Annotated in this window: 16 protein-coding genes; 14 read left to right on the top strand and 2 right to left on the bottom strand. The window is 44.1% G+C overall.

Annotated elements, in window-relative coordinates:
• The first annotated feature begins 5 nt into the window (after positions 1–5).
• From AC57BQ_RS15525 to AC57BQ_RS15470, 12 genes are all read left to right on the top strand, one after another.
• The gene (locus AC57BQ_RS15525; RefSeq protein ID WP_496407155.1) at positions 6–614 is read left to right on the top strand and encodes an LbetaH domain-containing protein; all 609 of its coding nucleotides are present in this window, start codon (positions 6–8) and stop codon (positions 612–614) included.
• Positions 615–634: 20 nt separating this feature from the next.
• On the top strand, positions 635–1,774 hold the full coding sequence (locus tag AC57BQ_RS15520) for an NAD-dependent epimerase/dehydratase family protein (protein WP_496407154.1): 1,140 nt from the start codon (positions 635–637) through the stop codon (positions 1,772–1,774).
• Positions 1,775–1,781: 7 nt separating this feature from the next.
• On the top strand, positions 1,782–2,771 hold the full coding sequence (locus AC57BQ_RS15515; protein WP_496407153.1) for a WaaS/CpsH family glycosyltransferase: 990 nt from the start codon (positions 1,782–1,784) through the stop codon (positions 2,769–2,771).
• Between the two features lie 402 nt (positions 2,772–3,173).
• Positions 3,174–4,523: a sugar transferase gene (locus AC57BQ_RS15510; RefSeq protein WP_496407152.1), complete on the top strand. Its 1,350-nt coding sequence runs from the start codon at positions 3,174–3,176 to the stop codon at positions 4,521–4,523.
• Between the two features lie 151 nt (positions 4,524–4,674).
• Positions 4,675–5,256 (top strand): RNA polymerase sigma-70 factor, encoded by a 582-nt coding sequence (locus AC57BQ_RS15505; RefSeq protein ID WP_496407151.1) that lies wholly within the window; start codon positions 4,675–4,677, stop codon positions 5,254–5,256.
• Positions 5,257–5,332: 76 nt separating this feature from the next.
• Entirely contained in the window at positions 5,333–6,304 is a 972-nt protein-coding gene (locus AC57BQ_RS15500) for a FecR family protein (RefSeq protein ID WP_496407150.1), read from the top strand.
• 233 nt (positions 6,305–6,537) lie between these two features.
• Positions 6,538–9,171, top strand: a complete 2,634-nt coding sequence (locus AC57BQ_RS15495; RefSeq protein WP_496407149.1) for a TonB-dependent receptor — start codon at positions 6,538–6,540, stop codon at positions 9,169–9,171.
• 3 nt (positions 9,172–9,174) lie between these two features.
• Positions 9,175–9,999: a DUF4249 domain-containing protein gene (locus tag AC57BQ_RS15490; protein ID WP_496407148.1), complete on the top strand. Its 825-nt coding sequence runs from the start codon at positions 9,175–9,177 to the stop codon at positions 9,997–9,999.
• Between the two features lie 326 nt (positions 10,000–10,325).
• Positions 10,326–10,925, top strand: a complete 600-nt coding sequence (locus AC57BQ_RS15485) for an RNA polymerase sigma factor (RefSeq protein WP_496407147.1) — start codon at positions 10,326–10,328, stop codon at positions 10,923–10,925.
• A 374-nt stretch (positions 10,926–11,299) separates the two neighbouring features.
• Positions 11,300–12,280 (top strand): FecR family protein, encoded by a 981-nt coding sequence (locus tag AC57BQ_RS15480; protein WP_496407146.1) that lies wholly within the window; start codon positions 11,300–11,302, stop codon positions 12,278–12,280.
• Positions 12,281–12,411: 131 nt separating this feature from the next.
• On the top strand, positions 12,412–15,816 hold the full coding sequence (locus AC57BQ_RS15475; protein WP_496407145.1) for a SusC/RagA family TonB-linked outer membrane protein: 3,405 nt from the start codon (positions 12,412–12,414) through the stop codon (positions 15,814–15,816).
• A gap of 11 nt (positions 15,817–15,827) precedes the next feature.
• The gene (locus AC57BQ_RS15470) at positions 15,828–17,342 is read left to right on the top strand and encodes a RagB/SusD family nutrient uptake outer membrane protein (protein WP_496407144.1); all 1,515 of its coding nucleotides are present in this window, start codon (positions 15,828–15,830) and stop codon (positions 17,340–17,342) included.
• Positions 17,343–18,023: 681 nt separating this feature from the next.
• Here the strand turns inward: AC57BQ_RS15470 and AC57BQ_RS15465 are convergent.
• Positions 18,024–19,640: a Na+/H+ antiporter gene (locus AC57BQ_RS15465; RefSeq protein WP_496407143.1), complete on the bottom strand. Its 1,617-nt coding sequence runs from the start codon at positions 19,638–19,640 to the stop codon at positions 18,024–18,026.
• A 540-nt stretch (positions 19,641–20,180) separates the two neighbouring features.
• On the opposite strand from AC57BQ_RS15465, the gene AC57BQ_RS15460 reads away from it, so the two are divergent.
• On the top strand, positions 20,181–22,715 hold the full coding sequence (locus tag AC57BQ_RS15460) for a phosphocholine-specific phospholipase C (protein ID WP_496407142.1): 2,535 nt from the start codon (positions 20,181–20,183) through the stop codon (positions 22,713–22,715).
• Positions 22,716–23,198: 483 nt separating this feature from the next.
• On the opposite strand, the gene AC57BQ_RS15455 is transcribed toward AC57BQ_RS15460, so the two are convergent.
• Positions 23,199–24,749 (bottom strand): DHA2 family efflux MFS transporter permease subunit, encoded by a 1,551-nt coding sequence (locus tag AC57BQ_RS15455; protein WP_496407141.1) that lies wholly within the window; start codon positions 24,747–24,749, stop codon positions 23,199–23,201.
• 298 nt (positions 24,750–25,047) lie between these two features.
• Between AC57BQ_RS15455 and AC57BQ_RS15450 the strand changes: the two genes are divergently transcribed.
• On the top strand, positions 25,048–26,388 hold the full coding sequence (locus tag AC57BQ_RS15450; RefSeq protein ID WP_496407140.1) for a sugar porter family MFS transporter: 1,341 nt from the start codon (positions 25,048–25,050) through the stop codon (positions 26,386–26,388).
• Positions 26,389–26,584: the final 196 nt, after the last annotated feature.

Raw genomic sequence — 26,584 nt, 5'->3', positions numbered from 1 at the left:
TGATCATGCCAATTTCAAGAAAAGTATTGACCCTCGCTTATCATTACATGATAACATCTGTATTCTACAAACCATTCCTGAAAAAATCAGGCAGCAGGTTTGTTATTGTTAAGCCTATATGGTTTACTCCTAAATATGTTTCTGTTGGTAATAGTGTGGTAATCAGGAACAATTCAAGAATAGAAGGGGTTTACAATTATGAAGGGGTAAGTTATACACCTCATATTGTTATTGGCAACGAGGTAAAGATTCAACAAAATATGCATCTTACCTGTGCCTCTTCGGTACATATTGGAGACAATACAGCCATAGCGGCAAATGTAACCATAAGTGATATTGATCATGGTTATCAGGATATTCATACGCCACCAGAAAAACAGCCACTAATGGTTTATCCTGTTGTTATTCATGCAGACTGTAAAATATATAACAACGCGGTAATATTGCCTGGTACCATACTGGGTAAACATTGTGTTGTTGGTGCCAATTCCGTGGTGAAAGGGATATTTCCGGATTTTTGTGTAATTGCAGGTATCCCGGCTAAGATAGTGAAACGATATAACGCCAATACGGAGCAATGGGAAAAAACAAATGCCAACGGCGATTTTAATTAAATAATTATACCATATACTAAGTGAAGAAAAATATACTGATTACAGGGGGCGCTGGCTTTATAGGTTCCAATTTGGCTTTAAAACTTATTGCAAAAGGACATTGTGTAACTGTTTTGGATAATCTGTCTAAACAAATACACGGTGATAACCCCAGAAATACCTCCCCGTTGTTTAAATCGATACAAGATAAGGTAAACTTTATTGAAGGCACGGTAACCTCCCGGACAGATCTGCTAAAAGCAATTGAAGGTCAGGATACCATTGTACATCTTGCGGCAGAAACGGGAACTGGCCAGTCAATGTACCAGATAGCTCATTATACCGATGTTAATATAGGCGGTACTGCTTTAATGCTTGATATACTGTCAAATACCAAACATAGCGTAAATAAAATAGTAATAGCATCGTCAAGGTCAATTTATGGCGAAGGGAAATATGAAAGCAGCGAGCTGGGGTTTGTTTATCCCGGCCACCGTACAGATGAATTTATGCGCGCAGGTGACTTTGAGGTAAAGTATCCGGGTAATCACTCTCCCTTAAAATTGGTTGCAACCGATGAGAGCTCAAAAATACATCCTTCGTCTGTATATGGTATTACCAAACAAAATCAGGAGCAAATGATCATGACAGTTTGCCCCACCATTGGTATTGCACCGGTTGCATTCCGCTACCAGAATGTGTATGGCCCGGGTCAGTCACTTTCTAATCCTTATACGGGTATCTTGTCCATTTTTTCAACCTTAATAAAAAACGATAAGGAGATCAATGTTTTTGAAGATGGAAAAGAAACGCGCGACTTTGTTTTTATTGATGATGTTGTTGATGCCACTATTGCCGGAATTGAGCAGGATGCCGCGAACGGGGAAGTGTTCAATGTAGGTACTGGTGTACCTACAGATGTAATTACTGTTGTAAAAGAACTATTTGCTAATTATAAAAAAGAAGTGCCATATCAGATATCGGGCAACTACCGTTTAGGCGATATCAGACATAATTACGCCGATATTAGTAAAATATCATCTACACTTGGTTTTAAACCTAAAGTAAACTTTGGCACAGGTATCAGCAAATTTGCGCAATGGGTAAATACCCAACATGTACAGGAGGATAAGTATGCGCAATCTATCCAGGAAATGAAGGAAAAGGGATTATTCAAATAGCCGGGCAATGAGCAACAGATCTATTTTATTTATTGCACCCGCATTTTTTGGGTATGAAGTGGCTATTACCAACGCGCTCATTGAAAATGGCTATGAGGTTGATTTCTTTGATGAAAGAACCTCAAATAATTCATTTTTAAAAGCTGTTTTCAGGGTAAAAAAGAATTTGCTTAACAATGCGATAAATAAATACTATAAGCACATTTTAAACAAGATAAGGCATAAGCAATACAATTACTTTTTTTTAATTAAAGGTGAAGTAGTGCCTGTGTGGTTTATTGTTGAGTTTAAAAAATTAAACCCGCAAGCACAGCTTATCTACTATACCTATGATTCATTTAATAACAATAACGCCAATTCAATATACATATTAAAGCATTTTGACCGGTGTTACAGTTTTGATTTTGAAGATGTAAAGCGCAATCCGGTATTTAAGTTAAAACACCTGTTTTATACCAGCGAATTTATTAATGATTCCACTAAGCCTGATAAAAAGTACCCGGTTTCTTTTGTAGGCACGCTACACTCCAGCAGATATAAAACAGTAAAACGCTTGTTAAATAACATCGATAACACATTTACCTTCTTTTACTCTCCGGCAAAATGGTTTTTCCTGCTCGAAAAATTAATCAAGAAAGAACATAGTAACGTTAAATGGTCTGAGGTTAGCTTTGATAAGTTGTCCAGGCAGCAAGTGGCAGAGATATTCAAATCATCAAAAAGTGTTGTAGATATACAACGTTCCGGGCAAAGTGGTTTAACCATGCGAACCTTTGAGGTTTTGGCAACAGGAGCCATACTTATAACCACCAACATACATATAAAAGAGGCCGCTTTTTATGATCCGGAATATATAATGGTTTTGGATGATCTGGAAGCCGCTGAAATAACGGGGATTAAAGAACGGATTGACAGGCAAAAGGCAAAAACAACGCCACTGTTTAATGAACTGGGGGAGTTTTATGTGAACAATTGGGTAAAAGAGTTTTTTAATTAGTCACAATCTACCTGTCAGAATATCAAATATTTATATTGTTGTTGATTTATATATTGGAGGTATTTTTTTACAGATCGCGAATGCGGATTGATCAAAAATTTACCTGCGACATTTGACTGATTTGATGTTAATTTAGTATTATTTAATTATAAAAAAATAGCGGGAGATGCTGCCGGTTTTTCAACTACGCATTTTAAAAATGAGTTTTTTACCTTCATAAATGGTAAAATGGATAACAAATTGGGGGTATTTCGATACTTTTTACTGTAATGAATAAAATATTAAAACTTAAATGCCTTTGTAGCGTTTTACATTTAATCACCGTAAGGGTATTAAAGTACAGGCTTTATCGTTATATAAATATTATAACAGATAAAGTGTTATATTTGCAAAACTATACCTATGGCAATACGATACTCGAAATTTCTCCCGCCCGTTACTTTTATTAGTGATTTAATAGTATTAAATATTGCATTACAATGTGCGCACTCACTAGTATTTAAATATTATTCATCCGAGATACAATCTGTAAATTTTATACTGCTTGTTAATTTGGTTTGGGTGTCTGTTGCAACCGTTACCAAAAATTATACTATTTCCAGACCATTGGTGTTAAAGGACAACCTCAATCGGTTTTTATCATCCCTGCTGTACCATTTGCTCATAGTTCTTGGTATTATTTATTTCTTCAAGCTATACGAGGTTAGTCGCTGGGAGATGTTCTTTACCTATTCTCTGTTCTTCTTTTTTATCATCATACAACGATCGGTTATATTTTTTATACTGGATTATATCCGAAAAAAAGGATACAACAGAAGGCATGTACTGGTTATAGGTGATGAAGATATCGCAAACCGCCTCATCAGGTCATTCTCAAAACACCCGGAATACGGTTATTATTTTACCGATTTTATTTCGGAGGATATGATAAAAGATTTTCCCGAACAGGTTTTGATGGAGAAGTTAGTCGATAGAAGTCCGGATGAGATATTTGTATGCTATAAATACCTGCATCCCCTGTTATTGCAAAAGCTGGTTGATTTTGGTGAACAGAATGCGGTTAAAATAAAATTAGTATCAGATCTGATACTGAATAACAACTATGCCAGTATAGTTAATTATGAAAACCTTCCGGTTATCCAACTGTCTGCAAATCCAGAGCTGAGCTTTAAAGTAATATTTTTTAAGCGGAGTTTTGATATTGTGTTTTCATTAAGTGTAATGATTGTTGGCTTTCCGATATTCCTTTTATTGATGTTAATTACCAGAATAACATCAAAAGGCCCTGCTTTTTATAAACAGGAAAGAATAGGCAGAAATCATAAACCATTTACCATATACAAGTTCAGAAGCATGTATGTAAATGCCGAAAAAGCTGGGCCGCAATTATCAAGTGAGCGTGATCCGCGTATAACCGGATGGGGAAGAATATTAAGAAGATCAAGACTGGATGAATTGCCTCAATTCTGGAACGTACTTAAAGGCGAGATGTCTGTAGTAGGCCCGAGACCTGAGAGACAACACTTTATTGAGCAGCTGATAGAGAAATCGCCCAGCTATAGGAAATTGTTACGTATTAAACCCGGTCTTACCTCTATTGGGCAAGTATCATACGGTTATGCAGAAAACCTTGATCAGATGCACAGCCGCATCCGTTACGACCTCATTTATCTCAATAATATCAATTTCAATAGTGATATGGGGATAATCCTAAAAACCATAAGGGTAATGGTGCAATTAAAAGGCAAATAAGCCGTTAGGGTGATCAACGCATGTTGTTTTAAAGTAAAAAGACTGAACTACTGATCAAAGCATCCGTTAGATATAGTATGATCAGATGATTTCTCGTAAACTTGCGTACTTGCCGTGTAACGAATAAGGCAATTGATCGTCATACTCTTATATGGAGCGCTACCAAACAGCAACAGATAGCCAGTTATTGGAATTGATCCGCAAGGATGACCGGGTAGCCTTTACAGAATTATATAATCGTTATTGGGATAAACTATTCACGGTAGCCATGCATCGCCTGAATGACGAGCATGAGGCTGAAGAGGTAGTGCAGGAGGTTTTTCTGAGCCTTTGGCAACGACGCTTAACCATCGAACTTACCCATAGCCTAAATACCTATTTGTCGGTTGCTGTTAAATATCGCATCATCAATCACCTGGATAAACAATTTCGTAAAAAGCAGCATATAGAGCACTTGACCATTCATGCACCACGTGAGCATGATAGTACCAGTCAATGGCTGTTGGAAAAAGAGCTTCGTGCGCAGCTTGAACAAAGCATCGGTCGCTTGCCCGAAAAGTGCCGGATAGTTTTTTTGCTGAGCCGCGAACAAAATAAAACAAACGCCGAAATTGCCGCCGAACTCAATATTGCCGAAAAAACGGTGGAGGCACATATGACCAAAGCGTTAAGCACGCTACGGCAATCATTAAATATCACCATTCCGCTGCTGCTTTACCTGCTCGAAAAATAATTCATATTTTTTTCATTTGCCACTAAGGGTAAACCGCGCTATGGCTGACTATATGTATAAACATACCAAGTAAACCATGGATAGTAATAGCTTTAATCCTGAAGAGCTGGCCCACAAATGGGTGGCAGACACACTCAGCCCCGATGAAAAGTTGCGGTTTGAGCAATGGTATGCCGATTTTAATGATGAAGAATTATTGCTTTCTGATAGCCTGTATACTTCAACCGGGCAGATCAGGGAAACCATATTAAACCGGATTAACTCCAGCATAGATGAACAACTGGTATCTAAAGGGAAAATACGCAGGATGTGGCGGAGCTTAGCTGCCGCGGCAGCTGTTGTTTTTGCTATAGGCTTTGCGGTACTTTACAGGACGCCCATCCTCAATTTGATTGATCCGGTAAAACAATTGAAATTGACTACCAACGCCGGTGAATACAAACAGATATACCTGGCCGATGGCACCCATATTTGGCTTAGCCCGGCAACTACACTTAGTTATCCCGAAAAGTTCAGGGGCGAATTGCGCGATATAAGTATTGAAGGCGAAGCCTACTTTGAAGTTAAGCACGATACCGGGCATCCCTTTGTTATTCAATCCGGGGCTGTAAAAACGGTGGTATTAGGTACCAGCTTTGATATTCAGGCTTACGCGCACACTAAATCTATCGATGTAACGGTGATCAGTGGCAAGGTAGGCGTATCGGCAAAAACAAGCGCTCCCGCTACGATGTTAACCGCCAATCAAAGAACGATATATCAAAAGGCAACAGCCAGCCTGGTAAAAGAAAACTATCCAAACGCTGCAAAATTTCTTGACCGGCGCAAAGGGATCTTTGATTTTAATGGTGCGTCGCTGGCAGAAGTTATTCGTGACCTCGAAACTCAATATGGCATCAGCATAAATCTGGCTCCTGGTTTAACATCAAAAACCTTTTATGGCCGTTTGCAAACCACCGATCCAATAAACCGTACGCTTGATAAGCTCAGCACGGTTATGGAACTACGCTGGGAAAAACAAAACGGAACCTACCTGCTTCACCCTTAATACATATATGATTTATTTACCCCTGCCATTTCACAAACCTGCAACCATGACATTTTAAAATTGCCCCTACACACCTATGAAAAAAAGGCCCGGATCAGGGAAACAGAACCGGGCTTGTATTTAAAACCTTAGCCAGTCATGGCCTTCGAAAACTAATGACTGATTATTTTAAACCTCTTAAAGTTATGAAAAAAACCGGACCTCTACGGTTCTCTAACCTGATTTATCCTTTAATGAAACTATACCAATTTTTAAGTATATTTTTTTGTATAACCCTTATCCTCACGTTTGGCAGCTTACGGACCTTTGCCCAGTCGCCGCTTGATAAAACCGTAACCATCAATTTAAATAATGTACCGTTAAGACAGGCCCTTGATAAAATAACCGCGGTTACCGGCGTGCGTTTTACTTATAACGAAGCCGTAGCCGCCAGCAATATCAAATTAACCATCAATGCCAAAGCGCAAAGCCTGAAACAGGTACTTGATGCGGCCCTGGCCAATTATCCTTACAGCTATGCCCAATTGGATCAGGATATACTGATCCGCTATGACGCGACGAAGCTAAAAAAGTTCGACGCCGAACCGGCGGCAAAACCGGCAGCAGGAAAGCACACCATCAGCGGAATAATTACATCAAAACAGTCTGGGGAAACGATAATAGGAGCCAGTATACGGCTTGTAGATGGAGCGCAGGGAACTTCGACCAATGGTTATGGATTTTATTCGATCACACTGCCGGCCGGTGATCACCAACTTTTGATCAGCGCCATCGGCCAGAAAACCCTGATCATACCGGTTTCATTAACACAGGATCAACGGCTGAATATCTCTATGGACGATAACGCGCAAGAGCTGCAAACCGTAACCATAACCGCCACGCAAAAAGGCACCCGCGATTTGAAAAGCCCGCAGATGGGTGTCGAAAAACTGAACATCCAGGAAATAAATGATGTGCCCGTATTATTGGGCGAGCATGATGTGATGAAAACCATACAGCTGTTCCCTGGTATTAAATCAGCAGGAGAGGGTAGCGGCGGTTTTTATGTACGTGGCGGCGCTACCGATCAAAACCTGCTGATGCTGGATGAAGCTACTGTATATAATGCCTATCACCTTTTAGGTTTCTTCTCCACCTTTAACTCTGATGCTATTAAAAACGTAAGCATTTATAAAGGCGATATGCCTGCGCAATACGGCGGCAGGCTATCATCGGTAATAGATGTGAAGATGAACGATGGTAACAACCAAAAGTTTGGTGTAAGCGGCGGAGTGGGTGTGATAGCGGCCCGCTTGAATGTAGAAGGGCCCATTCAGAAGGGTAAATCATCGTTCCTGATATCGGCCCGGCGTACTTATGCTGATGCCTTTTTGAAACTGTCAAAAGATACCGTGGTTAAAAACAGCAAGCTTTATTTTTATGATATTAATGCCAAGGCCAATTTAGTTTTGGGCGATAAAGACCGGGTTTATGTCTCTGGGTATTTAGGTAAAGATGTGCTTTCGGCTAATAATGTAAGTGGCATCAATTGGGGTAATACCACGGCAACCGTACGTTGGAACCACATTTTTAACAGTCGTTTTTTCTCAAACACCTCTTTCATCTATAGTAATTACGACTATGAGATCCATGTAGAACAGGATGTAAACACCTATAATATCACCTCGCGTATCAAGGACTGGAATTTTAAAGAAGATATGCAATATGATCTCGGTTCAGATCATTCCCTAAGTTTTGGCTTCAACAGCGTTTATCATACCATTAAACCCGGCGAAATATCGGCCACGGGCAACTCGGGTTTTATATCCCAGAAGCTCGAAACCCGTTATGCCTGGGATAATGCCGCTTACGTAAGCGATACCTGGAAAGCTACCGATCGTTTTAGTCTTACTTATGGCATCCGCTTGTCGGCCTTTTCTATTATAGGCCCTGGTACTTTTTATGATGTAGATTCCGATGGCGAAATAACCAACTCAAAACACTACAACTCGGGCCAGATAGTTAAAACTTATGTAAACCCCGAACCTCGCGTAGCCGCTGCTTTTCAGCTTAATGATATCAGCTCTGTCAAGGCTTCTTACGCCCGTAACGCGCAAAATCTGCACCTCATCAGCAACTCAACACCGGGCTCGCCAACGGATAAGTGGGTGGCCAGTACCAATCTCATCAAGCCAGAACTGGCCGATCAGTTTTCTGTTGGTTACTACCGCGACCTGGCTGAGCATAAGTACGAGTTCACCTTTGAAACCTATTATAAAAAACTGCAAAACCAGCTGGATTATCGTAATGATGCCAACATCTTTACCAATCAACCTATTGAAACACAATTACTGTATGGCAAAGGGCGTGCCTACGGCGCTGAGTTTTTGCTCCGGAAAAAAACAGGCCGTTTAACCGGCTGGATAAGTTATACGCTATCCAAATCAGAACGCCTGATCGACGGTATCAATAATAATCAATGGTACAACGCCCGCCAGGACCGTACACATGACCTGGCCGTGGTTGGTATTTATAAACTGAACGAAAAATGGACGCTATCCGCCAATTTCGTACTCTACACCGGCGACGCGGTTACCTATCCAAGCGGCAAATACCAGATAGATGGGGCAACCTATTATTACTATACCAATCGTAACGCTTCGAGGCTTCCGACTTATAACCGGCTCGATCTGGGGGCTACCAAACAGCTTAAGAAAACCAAAAAGTACAGTTCGGAGCTTAACTTTAGTTTGTATAACGCTTATGGTAACCGCAACGCTTATCGTATAACTTTCAGAGATAACAAAACAGATCCTAATAAAACAGAGGCCGTACGCACCACTTTATTTACCTATGTGCCTTCTGTTACTTATAACTTTAAATTTTAACACATGCATACTATACGTTTTTCGGCCATATTGATGATCCTGCTGGGGCTATTGAGCTCCTGCGAAAAGGTTATCGACCTGAAATTGAATAATAGCGGCCCCCAAACAGTGATAGAAGGTACCATAAGCAATGAAGCCGGCGGCGCCAGAGTATCGATAAGCCGGTCGCAGAATTTTTACGACGAGACTACTTTTACCGGCATAAGCGGCGCGCAGGTGAGTGTTGATGTGGATGGCACGGTTTATAATTTTGACTCTACCGCCGCAGGTGTTTACCAGAATAGCACCCTTATTGGTGTACCGGGGCATACTTATCATTTAACAATTAAGCTGAATGATAAAACCTATACATCAACCAGTACTATGCCCCAGATTGTTAAGCTGGACAGTATTTATGTGGTTGATGATGAGTTTGGCACCAATAAAGACAAAACTAAACTGCGGGTAGCAACCGTAAAGTTTCAGGACCCTGCTGCTGAGAAAAACTATTACCGCTTTATTGAATACATTGACGGTAGAAAGGAAAAAAGCTTATTTGTAGACGATGATGAGTTTACCAATGGCCAAACCGTAAACAGCCGGCTTAATTTCAATAATGATAATGATGATCCCGCTCGCGAGATCAGGACGGGCAAACAGCTCATGATAGAAATGGAATGTATTGATGCCGCGGTTTACAAATACTTTTTTAGTTTAAACGCCGGTTCCACAGGCGATGGCAACAACGCCGCGCCAACCAATCCAACCAGTAATATTACCGGCGGTGTGCTGGGCTATTTCAGCGCCTATCCTATTACGCGTAAAACCATAACGGTACCGGCTAATTAAAGCTAACAAGAAAAAGCCCCTTCAATTGAAGAGGCTTTTTGTTTGGGAGGGATACAACCAGGCGCAGATTCGGCTCGCTCGGTCTGCGCTTTTTAATGCACGCGTCATTGCGAGGCACGAAGCAATCCCCGATAAGCAGAGCGGCTCTGTATAGCATAGAGATTGCTTCGTGCCTCGCAATGACGCGTGGAGAATGAATGTATTCCCCTCTATGCGCGAAGCGGAGAGAGGGGTGACGAGCGTAGCGACGTCGGGGTGAGTCGAAAAACCGTGATATTTTATGTTGAGCTAACATTCAGTTAAAGGTGCTGACATAAGTTTGCGCCATGATGCGTGGCAGGTTTATTTCGGATACTGATTTACTGGCCCGGCTTCAGGACGATGATGAACAGGCCCTGCTGGCGCTGATGCAGCGGTACGATAAGGCCCTTTTTCGATATATACTTTCCAAAACCGGCTCGCTCGAAGCATCGGAAGAAGCTGTACAGGATATCTTTATTTCCTTTTGGCATAATCGCTATGCCGTAGTGATCAACGATAGTCTTTCGCCTTATTTATTTAAGGCCGCTAAAAATAAAACTATTGATTTTTACCTGGCCGGCAGTAAAAAAGCAGCTCACTTTGAAACCCTGTTGCCTGATTATGAGCACCTGGTATCCCCATCGCCAGAACATGAAGTTATTGAAGCCGAACTGGAAGACTGGCTAAGCTCCGAAATAGAAAAAATGCCCGACAACGTTCGCAATGTATTTAAACTAAGCCGATTGGAGCAATTGCCGGTTAAGGAAATTGCCGGTCGCCTGGCTTTATCAGAGCAAACCGTAAAAAACAATCTTACTATAGCATTAAAGCGCCTGCAATTGCGCTTAAAGCGGATGGAAAGCTTCCCGCTGTTTTTGATCGTGGTAAAGATCCTGCTCCATTAATTTCATAGATTAGCGTGCACCATCGGTGCAAAATGTTGGTAGAAACTATAAATATTCATTTTTAGCGTGCCGTTAGGTACGCGACATTGCTTGGTTTCGTACCTGACGGCACGAGATTTTCTTTTGGGTTATTCTTCTACCGACATTTGACCCCGATGGGGCTTCTTAGCCTACTGACATTGTCTTCGAGGAATAATATTGTCGCAGGGATATTTTATTATATACGTGGATATACTTGTGATTTGTGGAATGAGGCTAATTTGTGTCTGTCCGGAATTTAGTTAACCTACTTGATTTTAGATAACATTTAGTTAATAAACACTTGATGATTATTTAACGGTACTATTTTCGGTAAGCGCCGATTATATGGGCAGATGAACACAAAAGAATCTGCAGAGATCAAAGCATTATTACAAAAGTACCAAAAGGACGAATGTACACCCGCCGAACGGGCCCGCGTAGAGGCCTGGCTCAATAAATTAGATAACACATCACTAAGCGGTATTACACCATCGGCAGAAGACCGAATTTTAAACCGTATCCGGAAACGTGTGCTCAAAGGCATACCATCACGCTCTGCTGTGCGGAGGGTGTATGTACTTCAATACCTTAAAGTAGCCGCGCTGTTATTACTGGTGCCCGGCGGCTTTTTATTGTACTCCAAATGGAAGCAGCCCGCCCCGCAGACCTTGCAGCAATATTTTACCGCCCGTGGTGAACGCAAGGTGTTAACCCTGCCTGATAGCACCGTGGTAACCCTCAACTCATCATCTGTTTTAACCCTCAGCTCCGATTTTGGCGAAAAAAAGCGGATAGTTAAACTCACAGGCGAAGGCTTTTTTCATGTAAAGCATGATGCAACCAAACCTTTTATAGTGACCACCGGGAACATACAAACCCAGGTACTGGGAACCCAGTTTAACGTACACGCTTACAATAACGAAAGCGAATACAAGATAGCCGTAGTAAGCGGTATGGTAAGCGTAGGCGAAAAGAAAGCGGCCAACAAAGTGGTTGCTATGGGTAAAGTGCTTACCCGCAATTTAATGCTGGTTTACAACCGCCAGGCACACGGGCATTATATTAAAACTGCCGATGCCGATAAGTTGAGCGCCTGGCAAAACGGTCAGCTTTATTTTGACGAGGCTACCATCCCCGAAATAACTTCAACACTATCCAGAATGTATAATATAGATGTTCAGTTGCAGGATAAACCCGGTCGCAACTGCAAATATACCATTGGTTTTAACAGCCAGCCTTTAGACAAAGTGCTCCGGGTGTTAAGTCAGCTTACAGGCATTACCTATCAGTACACCAACCATAAAATTTTCATTCAATCACAAAATTGCCATTAAGCTATGTAGCCGTCACCCCCTAACAAAAAACAGGCAGATGCGCGAACACCTGCCTGCTATATGGCTGCTGTAGCAGCAGACCATGTCATTTTTAACGATTCTTTTTTATCACATAAAATAACATTATAAAAATGAGAAATCTATTACACATATTATCATTAAAAAATCACCTCAAATGGCTGGCATCCTACTGCATCGTCCTGGTCATTATTGGCGTATGCTCAAGCCCATCTTTTTCGGCCGCTGCACAAACCATGAATACCATCCGCATCAGCTTGAACGCAAAAAATCAAAGCATTAAAAGCGTTTTTAGATTGATCGAACAGAAAACCTCATTCAAAATAGGTTACAACTCCACCAGCTTTGATGCTGATAGAGAAATTTCTATATCTGCCGACAATGAGTTGCTGGTTAATGTGCTGAAAGAACTGATTAAAGGTTACAAGGGCAACATCAGGCAGGTTGATGAAGAGCATATCTTATTACAGGTTGAAAAACAACAACCAGTAGTAAAAGCCAAAGAAAAAGAGCTGGTGGTAAAGGCTAATATTACTGTATCAGGAAAAGTAACCGACGAAAGCGGTGAAGCCTTGATCGGCGTAAGTGTTGCCGTAAAAGGAACAACTACCGGTACCATGACCAATACCGAAGGAAAATATTCCCTGAGCACCGATGAAAGCTCGATACTGGTTTTTAAATACATTGGTTACGACAGCCAGGAAATCCCGGTAAAAGGTCAGCAAAATATTGATGTTGTGCTGAAAGCCAACAGCCAATCATTAAAAGAAGTAGTAGTTATAGGTTATGGTACACAAACCCGTTCAACCTTATCCGGCGCGGTATCAACCGTTGGTTTGGATAAAGTGAGCTCACGCTCATTCAATAACTTGCAGGAAGCCTTGCAAGGTAAAGCGGCCGGTGTAGTGGTAAATAACAATGGTGGCGACCCTACCAATGCCCCGCAGGTAAACATCCGCGGCCTGGGTGGTATCAACGGTGAGCAGCCTTTATACGTTATCGACGGATCGGTTTTTTATCCGGGCACACCTGTGATCAACCCAAATGATGTAGAATCTATTTCGGTATTGAAGGATGCATCGGCAGCCATCTACGGAGCCCGTGCATCTGGCGGTGTTATCCTCATCACTACCAAAAAAGGCACCAAAGGCAAAATGAATATCTCTTTTGATGCCAAACAAGGTTTTGCGAATGCCTGGAAAAAACTGGAAGCATTGGATGCCAAAGAGTATGCTGATGTATATAATACAGCCGCAGATAACGCGGGTAAACCACGCCTCCCTGCTTTTGATGCTACCAAATATCCCGACGGACAAATAACCCGTACCAACTGGGTTGATGAGGTATTCAGAACAGGGCATACCCAGGATTATAACGTGAGCCTGAATGGCGGTAACGATAAATCCGACTATTTCATGAGTTTTAACTATCGCAAAGGAACAGGGATATTATTGAATACCTATTCCGAGCGTTATGCCTACCGCATCAACTCCACCCATCAGTTGAATAACTGGTTAAAGGTTGGCGAAAATTTATCTTATACCTATTCAAATGGTCGTGGTACCAACACTTTCAGCGGTTATACCGGCGCTATTCAGGCGGCGATATTTTATCCGCCAAGTATTACAGTGCGTACCCCATCGGGCGCTTACTCAGGCTTGCCCATAACTTACGCCGGTTCATACGGTGACGTAGTTAACCCTGTGGCCAACCTGGAGCGTATTGATACCAGCAGCCCGGTGAACACCATTATTGCTAACCCTTATTTTGAAGCCAGTATCATTCCCGGCCTTAAATTCAGGTCGAACTATTCGGTAACTAAAAACTTCTATTATTTCAAAGGCTTTTCGCCGATTGTACCCGAGGTTGGTAAGCCCAGCTTAACCAATACCTTAAATGAATCATCATCACAGGATTCAAGGTTCCTGACCGAGCAAACCTTAAACTACAAGAAATCATTGGGTAAAAACAACCTGGATGTAGTGGCAGGTTATACTTATCAGAAAAACAGCAGCATGGGGCTTTCAGCTTCCCTTTCAGGTTTTAGCAACGAAGATCCCCTGTTCCGTTATTTTATCAATGGTACTGGTACCCCGGTTCCAAAGCCCGGCGATTATAAGTCAGACGAAGCTTTGATCTCGTACCTTGCCCGTGTTAATTATGATTACGATGGCAAATACCTGTTATCATTTACCGGTCGTAAGGACGGTACATCGTTGGTGGCTCCAAAAAACAGGTTCCAGAACTTTGGTTCGGTATCTGCCGGATGGGTTGTAAGCCGCGAGAATTTTATGCAGAAGCTAACCTGGCTGAGCAATTTAAAGATCAGGGGTAGCTATGGCGTATTGGGTAACTTATCATCTGTAAATACAATAGCGGTAAGCCCTCCTCTGAGCGTAGGTAATATTTACCTGGGTTCAGACCCGGCACCATTAAACGGTTATTACAGCTATGACAGGGGCAACCCGAACCTGACCTGGGCCCGTTCAAAACAAACCGACGTAGGTTTAGATCTGGGTTTCCTGAATGAGCGCATCACCTTAACTGCCGACTATTTTGTTAAGAGAACTACGAATATGTTACTGCAAACAAGGGCAGGCATAGGATTAAACACTATATGGCTTAACGGTGGCGAGGCACGTGACAAGGGTATTGAATTGAGCCTGGGTTATAACAGCGATCCTAAAAAAGCATTCCGTTATGGTATCAATGCCAACGTTAGCACACTCACCAATAAATTACTGTCTTTACCTAATGGTGCTACAACTATTCCAGGTGTAAGCCCGAGCGTGCGTGGCTTGCTGGCACCTGCCTGGGTTCAGGTTGGTCAGCCATTGTATTCTTACTACTCTATCAAAACCAATGGTTTGTTCCAAAGCCAGGACGAGGTTAATGCTTATAAAGGCCCTAATGGAACACCTATCCAGCCCAATGCCAAGCCAGGTGATATACGTTTTGTGGATGCCAACGGCGATGGTAAAATTAATGATAGCGACCGGCAGTTCCTGGGCAGCGCGTATCCTAAGTTTACCTATGGCCTCAGCCTGAACGCCAGCTACAAAGGGTTCGATCTGAACATCTTTTTACAAGGGGTACAAGGCAATAAATTGTACAATGCTTTAAAATATACCAGCTTAAACGCCGGCGGTTTGGGTCAAAACTACAACCTGCTGAAGGATGTACTGAACGCCTGGACACCGCAACATACCAATACCACTATCCCGCGCGTAACTGCCAGTGATGCTAATGGCAACTTCGGTACCAACTCCGATTTTTATATCGAGAACGGCTCATACCTGCGCTTTAAGAACGTAACCCTGGGTTATACCTTTTCGCCAACATTGTTAACCCGTGCCGGTATCAGTAGCCTGCGTATATACACTACATCAAACAACCTGTTCACCATTACCAAATACAAAGGTTTTGATCCGGAAGTTGGCTTTGATAACTACGGTATCGACGTAGGCCGTTACCCGCAATCGCGCTCATTTATTTTCGGTATCAATTTAAATCTGTAAGTAAAGCAATCATGAAAAAGATCAGCAATATTATATTAGCAATATCGGCAAGCATGCTTTTGGGTGCTTGCTCCAAAAATCTGGATATCAAGCCACAAGGCGCGGTATCTGAAAATAACTTCTGGCAAACCGGCGACGATGCCCTGCTGGGTGTGAACGCCATGTACGAGCCTTTTGACGGCGAAGAGTTTTATGGCCGTGGTTATATGTGGTTCATCAACGCCAGCGACGATATGGTGACCGGTCGTATCAACACCAATGCCGATGCCATCAAGAATTTCAGCCCAACCTATTACTCCGGCGGTTATACCGTTGACCAATGGGATATGCGCTATCAGGTGATCCGGCGTGCAAACGACGTGATCAACAAGATCCCTGCTATCAGCATGGACGGCTCCCTGAAAAACCGTTACATGGGCGAGGCCTATTTTTTAAGCGGACTGATGTATTTTCAAATGGCTTATAACTATGGTGATGACCGCGCCGGGCTACCTATCATTACCCGTGCCAACAATAACGACCCCAACCCTACACCAAGGGCAGCCAACGTTACCGAAAACTACAACTACATTGAAGGCGAGCTGAAAAAGGCGGCCAATCTGTTGCCCTATTTTGATCAGCTGAGTCCTGCCGATCAGGGCAGACCGCACAAAGTAGCCGCCTGGGGTTACCTGGCAAAAATGTACCTGTTTAAAAAGGATTATGCCAATGCCCAAAAATATGCCGACTCGGTGATCAACCAGGGCAAACGGGCCTTATTGCCAAATTTTGCCGATGTTTTTAAAGCGGCTAATAACTTCAGCACAGAATATATCTGGTCTGCGGTGAGCACAGCAAAGGGTGCTTCAGGCTGGGGCAGTATCCTGCCTGGCGTAATGCTGGAGAATAAAGGCTGGGGATTATTTAATGGCTGGGGCTACTATCAGCCAACCAAAGAGCTGTATGATGCTTTTGAAGCAGGTGATAAACGTCGTGAAGCCACTATCCTGAAACCGGGCGATGTGTTTCAATTTTTTGGTGCTCCAAAAACTTATGCTTCGGTAAACAGTCTTTCCGGTTACCAGTTCAATAAGTATATGGAGCCATTCACTTATGCTAACCCGGTAGGATCGTCTATCAGTCCTAATGGCGACCACCCAACAACTAACCTCAACGTACCATTGATGCGTTATGCCGAGGTTATCCTGATCAAAGCAGAAGCTGAGCTGATGCAAGGTAAAAATGCCGATGCGGAGATCAACATGATCCGTCAGCGTGCAGGCCTGAAAGCTATCCAGGGCGCTACCATGACCGATCTGAAAAACCAACGCCGTTGTGAACTGGCCGGCGAATGGTCCGACCGTCACCGCGACCTGGTACGCTGGGGCGATGCCGCTGCCGCTTATGCCAAACCTTTACATGGTTATACAGGTTCCGTAATATGGCCTGCACGTAACTTTAACCCGGCTGTAAACGGTGTTTGGGCAGTACCCCAAAAAGAAATTGACCGCAGCAACGGTGTTATCAAACAAAACGCGGGCTGGTAATAAATAAAAAAGGAGGGGTTTTGTGTGGATCCCCTCTGGAGAGGGGGCAGGGGTGTGTTATTACGCTTACATAAACACACCCCGCCACCACTCAAGCTTACGCGCCCCCTCTCAAGAGGGGAACTTAAAACATAACAAGAAAAGGCCGCCGGTTATCCGGCGGCCTTTTTATTTAACCAATAACCATAATACTTTTTTCCCCTCAGCAGATAAGCTTCGGGCGAAAGCGGGCAGAACAATGGTGGCTTGTGCGGTTGCAGGGGGCATAGCAAGTTTTTGCTGAAGCGAAAGATTGTGCGAACGAAGTGGAGCAAAATAATTGCAGCCCGTGGTTCTGTCGGCTTTGCAGGGCAAAGGCCATGAGCGCAAAGAAGCATTTCTGCTGAAAGCCTTTTTGGATACTTTTGTGGCGACAAAAGTATCTGGACCTCCCGCGGCCAAGAGCGGGTATAGGTCTGATAAGCGGCCCTGTAAAGTATAGAGATTATTAATATTTTGATTATCTTTTTATTTGTATTAATGAGCTCCCTCCGGTCGGTTGTCTTCGTACCTCGCAATGACGCGTGCAAAGAAAGGGCGTTCCTCCCTCTTTCCGCCGAAGGCGAAGAGAGGGTCGGCAAGCGCAGCGATGCCGGGGTGAGTCTTCACCGGCGTTCTAACACGACATGCGGATGCCAATATTTACTCATCCTCAAAAGAAAAATGCTGACGCAGTTTCTCCTGTTCCAGGTCGAGCAGGGCAAGTTGCTGCTTGATGATATCGTCGTTAATGTTTTCTTTCTTGTTCAGTGTTTTCAGCAGGTTGCGCTGCTCGTGCATCATATCTTCCAGTATCGTGATATAGTCGCGGTAAAAAGCTTCGGCGCGGCCTTTGCCATCTTCCTTGTCCCAATCGGCCAGTAGTTCCATATCGGCATCAATCTTAATTTTGATGGCCTTCACCATATCATTTTCTTTCAGGTGTTTGGGGTATTTGGTCTGCAATAGGTTCAATGTCACCATCGACAATTTTTTCCGTACCAGCTGCCTTTGCTGTTCAAAAGAAACGGTGTAGTCCGGGTCAGGCATATCAACCCATTTGATGAGCAGGGGCAAGGTAAGACCTTGCAGTATCAGCGTAACCAGGATAACCGAAAAGGTGATGAACAAAATGAGGCTCCTGTTGGGGAATGGCGCGCCCGAATGAAGCGTAACCGGGATGCTGAGCGCCGCCGCCAGCGATACCACGCCACGCATACCTGCCCAACCCAATAGTAAAGGACCTTTCCATCCGGGGCGACTATCGGCAGTGGTAATATACCGGCTGATGAATACCGTAAACACAGTAGCTCCAAAAGTACTGGCCAAGCGCCCAACAATTAAAACGCCGCAAATAATGGCGCTGTAACGGATAGCCGGTTCAAGTCCGTTGGGCCCAAGGTCTTTGATCACCACCGGGAACTCCAGGCCAATAAGTATAAATACAAAGCCGTTCAGTACAAAGGCTACGGCTTCCCAAACATTGATGCCCTGCAGCCGGCTGCGGTGAGTTAAAAAACTGTCGCGCCTGATGGAAAGGAACAATCCACCGCTTACTACGGCCAGTACGCCCGAAAAATTAAAGGCCTCTGCCGCCATATACATGGCATAGGGCGTTATAAACGTGAGCACGATATCAATATTGGTGGTAGTGGGCATCCAGCGATGAATGGCATAAAACACCAGCGCTATGGCCAAACCTATCAATATCCCCATTACAATCACCAGAACAAAACTCAGGGTAGCCTGACCGAAAGCAAAAGAGCCCGTAACTATAGCCGCCGCGGCAAACCTAAAGATCACCAAACTGGCCGCGTCGTTCATCAGGCTTTCGCCCTCCAGTATGGTGGTTAGCCTTTTGGGTACTTTAACGTTTTTGAGGATAGCGGTGGCCGACACCGCGTCGGGCGGTGATATGATACCGCCTAGCAAAAAGCCCGCTGCGAGTGTAAAACCGGGGATAACATTGCTGGATACTAAAGCCACAACACCGGCGGTCAAAATAACAATGATGAACGCGAAACTGCTGATCACCCGCCTCCATTTCCAGAAATCTTTCCAGGAGGTGCTCCAGGCCGCCTCATATAACAGCGGTGGCAAAAAGATCACAAATATCATATCTGGCTCTATCTCAATACCCCTTAAGCCCGGTACAAAACCCAGTCCCAGCCCGGCTATCACCAGTAATATAGGATAAGCAATCTTGATTTTTTGCGCCAGCATCACTATTGCGATGATAATGACCAGCAGGCAGGTATATTGAATAATGAGATGGTGCATGTAAGTTTAGATGAATTACTAAAATACAATAATATCTTAAAGGTGCGGTAGCAGATATGTATGAACCTGCTGAAATAAAACCACTTCCATCACCTTCTTGGAGGAGCAAGCGTGGGCTTCGTGCGATTCCCTCCCAACGGGAGGGGGAGGGAGGGGTTTATCCGTGATGAAATAAAAGGGTGTCATGCTGAGCTCCGTCGACGCATGGTGGCTGAGCCTCTGCGCTCTACCCTTCGACGGAGCTCAGGGTGACACCCCCTTTTAAATATAAATGCTAAAGCGGATACTGGTTTAGCCCTGTCTTTGTAACAACTATTATACTTTGGATATGTATAGTTAACTCTTAATTAACATAAATTTAAATTGCCAAAAGGATATTTGGGCGCCTTACTCAAAAGACCTCACCCCAGCCCTCTCCAAAGGAGAGGGGGCTATAATGGGTTTAATAAAGTCCTCTCCTTTGGAGAGGATTATTACATGAGGGCTTTGCCGTTTAGGAGAGGTCTCCTGTTACAAAATATAAAAACAACACATTAACCTATGGATTCACGCAGAGATTTTCTAAAAAAAGCAGCTTTATTATCAGGCAGCGCGGCAATAATGAGTGTAATGCCCCCCGCTATACAAAGAGCGCTGGCTATCAATCCCGAGCCGGGCAGTACATTTTTGGATGCCGAGCATATTGTAATACTGATGCAGGAAAACCGCTCGTTCGATCATTGTTTTGGATCGTTGCAAGGTGTACGTGGTTTTAACGATCCTCGCGCCATTCGCCTGCCCGATCAAAAACCGGTATGGCTGCAAACCGATGCTGTAGGCAATACCTACAGCCCTTTCAGGCTCGATATAAAAGATACTAAAGTAACCTGGATGGGCTCCTTACCGCATTCGCGCGCCAGCCAGGTTGATGCCAACAACCTGGGTAAATACGACCAATGGCTTATCGCCAAACAATCGGGCAATAAAAACTATGCGAGTATGCCGTTAACGCTGGGTTATTATACCCGCGAAGATCTACCTTTCAATTACGGTATGGCCGATGCTTTTACCGTGTGCGACCAGAATTTTTGCTCAGCCATGACCAGCACTACACCCAACCGTTCTTTCTTTTGGACTGGCAAGATTACCCATGAGCAGGACGGTATACCCAAAGCCAATATCCGCAACACCGATTTTAGTTATGGTAATATGCCCTGGGAAACTTTCCCGGAACTGTTGCAGGAAAATAACATCCCCTGGAAATTTTATCAGAACGACCTGAGCTGCGGCGGTGGTTTTGAAAGGGAAGAGCGTGCCTGGCTGGCTAACTTTGGCTGTAATCTGCTGGAGTTTTTTAAAGCCTACAACGTTAAATTTTCTGAGCGTAATATCAAAAGTCTGCAAAAACAGGTTCAGGAACTGCCAGATCAGATCAATAAGCTACAGGAAGCCACACCTGCCGATGAGCAAGCGGCTGTCAAAGCGCGCGAAAGCATCCGAAAAAAACAGGAAGTACTGGATAACGCGCAGCGCGAGTTGGCCTTGTGGAACCAGGACAGCTACAATAAACTAAGTGATAAGGAAAAGTCCCTTTACCGTAGCGCCTTTGTGATCAATTCCGGCGACCCGGATTTCAGGAGCATCGCCGAGCTGACTTACCAGGATAATGGTAAGGAGCGGAAGGTTACTGTGCCCAAAGGCGATCTGCTGCACCAGTTCAGGGAGGATGTGAACACCGGCAAACTGCCAACGGTATCATGGCTGGCCGGTCCCGAAAACTTCTCCGATCACCCAACCGCGCCATGGTATGGCGCCTGGTATGTGTCGGAAGTACTGGATATCTTGACGAAAAATCCCGAGGTATGGAAAAAAACGATATTTATTGTTACTTATGATGAGAACGATGGCTATTTTGATCACGTTCCGCCCTTCTCTATCCCTGATGCCAAAATTCCCGGAACGGGTAAATGCTCTGCTGGCATCGAAACAGAAATAGAACACGTGCGCCTGGAAAATGAGCTGAAACAGGGGATCCCTAAAAACCAGGCCCGTGAGGGCGCTATCGGTTTAGGTTTCCGTGTGCCGATGATGATCGCTTCGCCATGGAGCAGGGGTGGAAGAGTTTGCTCGGAAGTGTTTGATCATACCTCAACACTACAGTTCCTGGAAACTTTTGTGAACAAAAAATATAAGAAGGATATCAAACTGGGAAACATCAGCGAGTGGCGCCGTACCATCTGCGGCGATTTGACTTCGGCTTTTGCACCTTATAATGGTGATCAATTGGGTCAGATCCCTTTTCTTGATCGCAACAAAAATGTAGAAACCATTTACAACGCCAAATTCAAGGAAGAGCCCACTTCGTTCAAAAAACTCTCTGCCGATGAGATAGCGAAAATCAGCGCGCAGCCATCTTTGATCACTTTACAGGAAAAAGGAGTAAGGACATCCTGCGCCTTGCCTTATGAATTATATACACACGGCGGTCTAAGAGCCGACAGGAAAAACTTTGAGATCCAGTTTAAAGCCGGTAAGGAGGTGTTTGGCAAAAACGCGGCCGGCTCACCTTTCACCGTATCGGTACCGGTTAAATATAATGATGAGCTTAGCAAAGACGAGATCTCCCGTAACTGGAGCTTCGCGGTTAAAGCAGGTGATCAGCTGAACTATAGCTGGCCTTTAGAAGCTTTTGAGAATGGCCGGTATCACCTGCGTGTAAATGGTCCTAACGGCTTTTTCAGGGAATTTATAGGTAACCAGGAAAATTCGGGTTTAGAAATTGCCTGTGTTTACGAAAAAAACAAAATTAATCCGGCCAAATTAACCGGTAATGTATTGCTCAGCATCGTTAACAATGATGCTACTAAAGCATATACGATTACTATCCACGACCATGGCTACAAAGCCGCTGATATTACCAAAACCATCCCGGCCAACAGCAAGGTTGATGTGGTGCTGGACCTGGCTAAAAACTACAACTGGTACGATTTCAGCGTAAAGCTAAAGGGCGATAGCAACTTTGAACAACGCTTCGCCGGTCGTGTAGAAACCGGCTCCGCCACTAAAACCGACCCGGTAATGGGAAGGGAGGTGTAGGGGGGAGTATCTTCCTTATGTCATTGCGGATGTATAGGAGAGTATAACCCCCCCCCCCGTCATTGCGAGCGCAGCGTGGCAATCCCTAACTATACAGAGCGGCTCTGCAAATCGGGGATTGCCACGCTGCGCTCGCAATGACGCCTGTTTATATTTGATGGGATACTCGAAGCCCGGTTGATACTCTCCCCAAAATTTCGTATCTTTATACAAACGCCAGCCCGGTTATTCTATAAAAAGGATAACCGGGCTGTTTTGTTAAGGACAAAACCAGGTCAAAAATCGACCGTTTGGTATGTAGTTATTTGACAATCAATAAATTAATACTTTTTAAAGTTTCTAAAACCGCTAAAAATCGCGTTAAAATTTGTTAAAAAGTGTTAAAATCGATGGTTTTGAGCTCGTTTTTGGATGTTTTTACCCCCTTTTTGAACAGAAAAGTGTTAAAATTTAAGGTTTAAAAAGTTTTTCGGCCCCCAAATGTTAATGATCTGAGGACGGGATAACCAGCGGTTTTTTCTTATCGCGCTTAGCCACAAAAAGCAGCAAAGGCAATACCATCGCGAAAAACAAGCCGATCAGGAAATAGCCATCCAGGTAGCTGGAAAAGGACGATTGCTGAATCACTACTTTTTCTACCAGCAGCATAGCCTTCTGTTTGGCATCCAGTAAGCCGAAGCCCTTTTGCATAAAAGCTGTGGCATAACCGTTTATCCGGTTAATAAATGCCGGGTTATCGGGCGTAATATGGGTGATGAGGTCCATCCGGTGCGAGGCGATGCGCCGGGCCACATAGGTATTGATGATAGAAATACCAAAGGAGCCGCCCAGTTGCCGCATCATATTATTGAGCGCGGTTCCCTGAGGCATATCCTTAGCTTCCAATGATGATACGGCCAGCGTACCCAGTGGTACGGTTAACAAGGCCATACCTATCGCCCTGAAAATGAGGTTTAAAGTAATATCAATAGCCGGTGTTTCCAGGTTGATCCTTGACATCGACCAGTTGAAATAAATAAAACACATAAAACCAAAAAATACGATCAGCGCAGCCGAAACGCCCTTTTGCAACAGCTTACCGGTGATCACCAAAGCCAATACCGCCACGATGGAACCGGGCAAAAGCAAAAGCCCGGATTGGGTAGGGGTAAAATTAAGCAGACGCTGTGCTACCACCGGTGTCAAATAAATGGAAGTGTACATACCCATGCCCGTAATAAAAGTGAGCACCGCCGCGATACTTAATGATCTGAACCGGAGGATACGGAGGTTCACCACGGGGTTTTCGGTATACAGCTCCCAGATAATAAAAGCGGTAAGGGATAGGGCAGCCGTAACGGTTAAAAAAACAATATAGCCTGCCGCAAACCAATCATCAGTCTGGCCGCGCTCCAGCACTACCTGTAAGGAGCCTATGCCCACGATCAGTAAAATGATACCGAGCCAGTCAACCTGTTTGATCTTTTGTTTGATAGCAGGCTCATGCAGCAGGAAATAACAGGAAATGGCTGCAGCTATACCAATAGGGATGTTGATATAAAAGATCCATGGCCAGGAGAAGTTTTCGGTGATATAACCACCCAAGGTAGGACCTATAGTTGGCCCGATGAACACACCAATACCAAACAGGGCGCTCGCGGTAGCTTGTTTCTCCTTCGGGAAAAGTTCATAAACCACGGTTGCCGAAACCGAAAGTAAGGCACCGCCGCCCAAACCCTGCAAAAACCTAAAACTCACCAGCTCCCATATATTGGTAGCGTTACCGCACATAAAAGAACAAAAGGTGAACAGGATAATGGAGCCGATATAGTAATTCCTGCGCCCCAGGTTGTTCACCAGGAAGCTGGTCATGGGGATGATGATCACATTGGCAATGGCGTAAGAGGTGATCACCCAGGAGATATCTTCGAGCGTGGCACCCAGGTTGCCGCTCATATAGTTGAGGGCAACATTCACAATGGAGGTATCAATCAGTTCCATAATAGCGGCGGCTATCACAGTGATCAGGAGGATTTGTCGTTTGATGGGGTTCATGATATATATTATACCAATCGGTATATTTTATGATAAATTTTTTTTATGATTTAGCTGTGCGGCTAGATTGCGGATATGAAAAATTCTTATTCATGAGGCAAATATACCAATCGGTATATTTATATTGTACTCCATCCGGTTAAATAACAATTTGCTGACAAAAAGCAGATGGCTAAAATGACGTACTTAAATATCCCGGGGAATGATATATTTGTAAAGCGGCGAATTTTGCACTGCTAAATCGAGTTTATAAACCAATTATCCCGGCTGGGGACTTTACCGTTAACCAATCTGCTTTATGAAAAGTTATACCGTTTTAATTTCCATTGTGGCTGCCTTAGGCGGACTATTGTTTGGCTTTGATACCGCCGTAATAGCCGGCTCCTTACAATACCTTAAACCCGTTTTTCATTTGAATGATGCTGAAATAGGCCTGGTAGTAGCCGCTGCCTCTATAGGCTGTATTCCCGGCGCCCTGTTTGCCGGTGGCCTGGCCGATAAGTTCGGGCGTAAAAATCTGATGATCGTAACCTCGATATTATATGTGATAGCCGCCCTGGGGAGTGGTATTGCGGGTAGCTTTGTTCAACTGGTAGTGTACCGCTTTATAGGTGGCGTGGCTATTGGTATGGCATCAACCCTGGCACCTATTTATATATCAGAAGTGGCGCCGCCAAAATTCAGGGGCAGGTTGGGCATGTTGCAGCAGCTGGCCATTGTAACCGGTATTTTGCTCTCGTTCATATCCAATTATGTGATAGCCAAAGCGCCTTTCGGCTTTTTAAATGATGGCAATATCTGGCGTTATATGCTGGCCGCAGCGGTTGTACCCTCCGTTATTTTCTTTATCCTGTTGTTGCTGGTACCTGAAAGTCCGCGTTGGCTCATCGCTAAAAACAAAATAAAAGATGCCCAAAGGGTGTTTGATCATATTTATTCAAAAAAAGAAAGTATAGAACAGGTCGACCTGGTTACCAAAGATATCGCGTCGGAGGATAGTCCGGCTTTGAGTGAAGTATTTACCCAGCGTTACCGGAAAGTAGTGATCATCGGGTTGGTATTTGCCTCCATAGCCCAGCTTACGGGGATCAATATTGTGTTTTATTATGCCCCGCTGATATTTGAAAAGGTGCATGTGGGCGGCAGCGTTCTATTCCAAACCATGCTCACCGGCGTGGTAAACCTGATATTTACCATCCTGGCTTTCCCGCTGATCGACAGGCTGGGTCGTAAAAAGCTGCTGCTCATCGGCTCGGTGATCATGGGGCTTTGCATGTTTGTACTGGCTGCCCTGTTTCACTTTAATCTGCTGCAAAACTACTTTGTACTGGCCACCATATTTGTTTACATAGGCGGCTTTGCCTGTACCTGGGGCGTGGTGCTGTGGGTATATGTGGCCGAAATATTCCCGAACAGGGTTCGCGGTACAGCAACATCTATAGCGGTGTTTGGCAATTGGGTGGCTAATTCTATCGTTTCATTGACGTTCCCGGTGATGCTTTCGCAGCTGGGGCCGGTGTATACGTTTGGAGTTTATGGTATCATCAATATCAGTATGATCCTGTTTGTGAGCCGTTATGTGTTCGAAACCAAAGGCGTTCCGCTGGAGAGAATAGAGGAGTTGTATGCCAAGGTTTGATACTGCTTTCTCCCCACGCGTCATTGCGAACGTAGTGTGGCAATCCCCAATTAGCAGAGCCGCTCTGTAAGTAGGGGATTGCCACGTCGTTCCTCCTCGCAATGACGCGTGGGGAGAAGGCGTGGGGAAAAGGCGTGGTGAGTGGATGCAGCGAGACAATTTAAAATACACCCAAACAATCCTGCGATCATACTTT

It is taken from the genome of Mucilaginibacter sp. BGA-UO-ETr-C110 (assembly GCF_059567985.1).
Note: the sequence above shows the minus strand (reverse complement) of the source record. Positions and strands in the feature narration are given on the sequence as shown.

Coding starts and splice junctions, on each gene's coding strand:
- AC57BQ_RS15525 (WP_496407155.1), top strand. CDS start 6: ATGCCAATTTCAAGAAAAGTATTGACCCTCGCTTATCATTACATGATA.
- AC57BQ_RS15515 (WP_496407153.1), top strand. CDS start 1,782: ATGAGCAACAGATCTATTTTATTTATTGCACCCGCATTTTTTGGGTAT.
- AC57BQ_RS15510 (WP_496407152.1), top strand. CDS start 3,174: ATGGCAATACGATACTCGAAATTTCTCCCGCCCGTTACTTTTATTAGT.
- AC57BQ_RS15505 (WP_496407151.1), top strand. CDS start 4,675: ATGGAGCGCTACCAAACAGCAACAGATAGCCAGTTATTGGAATTGATC.
- AC57BQ_RS15500 (WP_496407150.1), top strand. CDS start 5,333: ATGGATAGTAATAGCTTTAATCCTGAAGAGCTGGCCCACAAATGGGTG.
- AC57BQ_RS15495 (WP_496407149.1), top strand. CDS start 6,538: ATGAAACTATACCAATTTTTAAGTATATTTTTTTGTATAACCCTTATC.
- AC57BQ_RS15490 (WP_496407148.1), top strand. CDS start 9,175: ATGCATACTATACGTTTTTCGGCCATATTGATGATCCTGCTGGGGCTA.
- AC57BQ_RS15485 (WP_496407147.1), top strand. CDS start 10,326: ATGATGCGTGGCAGGTTTATTTCGGATACTGATTTACTGGCCCGGCTT.
- AC57BQ_RS15480 (WP_496407146.1), top strand. CDS start 11,300: ATGAACACAAAAGAATCTGCAGAGATCAAAGCATTATTACAAAAGTAC.
- AC57BQ_RS15475 (WP_496407145.1), top strand. CDS start 12,412: ATGAGAAATCTATTACACATATTATCATTAAAAAATCACCTCAAATGG.
- AC57BQ_RS15470 (WP_496407144.1), top strand. CDS start 15,828: ATGAAAAAGATCAGCAATATTATATTAGCAATATCGGCAAGCATGCTT.
- AC57BQ_RS15465 (WP_496407143.1), bottom strand. CDS start 19,640: ATGCACCATCTCATTATTCAATATACCTGCCTGCTGGTCATTATCATC.
- AC57BQ_RS15460 (WP_496407142.1), top strand. CDS start 20,181: ATGGATTCACGCAGAGATTTTCTAAAAAAAGCAGCTTTATTATCAGGC.
- AC57BQ_RS15455 (WP_496407141.1), bottom strand. CDS start 24,749: ATGAACCCCATCAAACGACAAATCCTCCTGATCACTGTGATAGCCGCC.
- AC57BQ_RS15450 (WP_496407140.1), top strand. CDS start 25,048: ATGAAAAGTTATACCGTTTTAATTTCCATTGTGGCTGCCTTAGGCGGA.